This window comes from Bifidobacterium simiiventris, assembly GCF_019331715.1.
Classification (GTDB): domain Bacteria; phylum Actinomycetota; class Actinomycetes; order Actinomycetales; family Bifidobacteriaceae; genus Bifidobacterium; species Bifidobacterium simiiventris.
In genome coordinates, this window is sequence record NZ_JAHBBG010000031.1 from 1 (window position 1) to 1,368 (window position 1,368).

The 1,368-nt window shown below is 62.6% G+C and carries 1 protein-coding gene; it reads right to left on the reverse strand.

What is annotated here, in order from left to right; translation table 11 throughout:
• Positions 1-24: 24 nt before the first annotated feature.
• Complete coding sequence (locus KIH76_RS11470) at positions 25-1,281, reverse strand: ISL3 family transposase (protein ID WP_219070783.1); 1,257 nt, start codon at positions 1,279-1,281, stop codon at positions 25-27.
• Positions 1,282-1,368 lie beyond the last annotated feature (87 nt).

Below are 1,368 nucleotides of genomic sequence, written 5' to 3' on the forward strand. Positions count from 1 at the left end.
TGAGGCTTCTGCTGTTTTCGTGGGTTAGGTTGTTGGTGTTGGTAGTTGGATGTTGAGTCCGCCGCATCTGAGCATGACGAGGCTGATGAGGTTGGTGACGTGGTGGAAGCCGTAGGCCATGCGGATGGTGACCTTGATTCGGTTGTTGAACGCCTCGAGCCTGGCGTTGGAGTAGCCCAGTTCGATCGTGCGCAGGATGTCGGGCCGGCGGCGTCGGATCTTTTTGGAGAGTTCGACGATTTCGGGGATACGCGAGTGTGACGCCCAGAACACCCAGTGGTTCAACTCGCCGCGCGCCTGGTCGAGGGGGTGTTTGAGCAGGGTGCGCAACAGTTCCTTGAGCTGCCAGGTGCGGTAGAGCTGGCCTTTGGGGTCCGTGTTCCTCAACGCGTCGAACGCCTCGTTCTGCTTGTCGGTGAGTTGGTCTGGGTTCTTCAGGACGGCGTATTTGACGCCGCGCATGCGTCTGGTGGTTTCCTCGTCGTGTTCGTGTCTGGCTTGGTTCCAGAGGCGTTTTCTGACCTTGTCGAGCGCGTCGGTCATCCAGGAGACGATGTGGAAGCCGTCCAATACGCGTTCCGCGTTCGGGCAATGCTCGGCGACGCACGAGTCGATCCAACGCGCCCCGTCGCCGGTGACCACGCGGATGGAGGCGCGCTGTTCGGGTGTGAGGGCCTTGAAGAACAGGTCGAACACGTCTTTGCCGTACCCGTCGTGCGCCCAGATCACGCGGTGCCGTTCGTGGTCGACGACCACGGTCAAATACGTGTGGCCCTTCCTGTAGCTGGTCTCGTCCACACCAATCGCGGTGAGGCCGTCGAACGGCGAGGGTGCCGCCGCTTTCAGCCGTTCGGCGACCCTGTGGGCGATGTCGCCCGCGGTCCTCCACGCGATGTGCAGGAACCCGCTGACCGTTTTCTGGCTGGCGACGGTCATCAGCCATGCGCATTCCGTCTCGAAATCCCTGGTGAACCGGCTGCCGGGCTCGGCCCACGACACTTGGGCGACCACGACACCGCACCCGGGACAGTCCACGCGCGGCATCACGGCGACCAGCTCCACCCGCCAGCAGCCGAAGTCCTGGTGCCGCCAACGACGCACACCACCGCCCCGGTCGTAACCACGCCGGCGTCTGCCGCAGCGGGAGCATCGGAGCATGCCCTTGCGCGGGCGCACGCGGATCTCGAGCACGGGCGTGGGACGCAGCGGCGAGTCGACGATCCGCACGGTCTCGACCACCATGTTTTTGACGTTGAGGAGCTGGTTGAATATGCTGTTCATCAGGCGCTTGCTGGTTGCTTGTTTATCTTGGTCGAAAACATCCTACCCAGGAAGCGCTCTTCTCTTACTCCCTCAACGGCTCAACGA

What these genes read in the sequence shown, in the direction of transcription:
- KIH76_RS11470 (WP_219070783.1), bottom strand. Translation starts at nt 1,281, where the DNA reads ATGAACAGCATATTCAACCAGCTCCTCAACGTCAAAAACATGGTGGTC.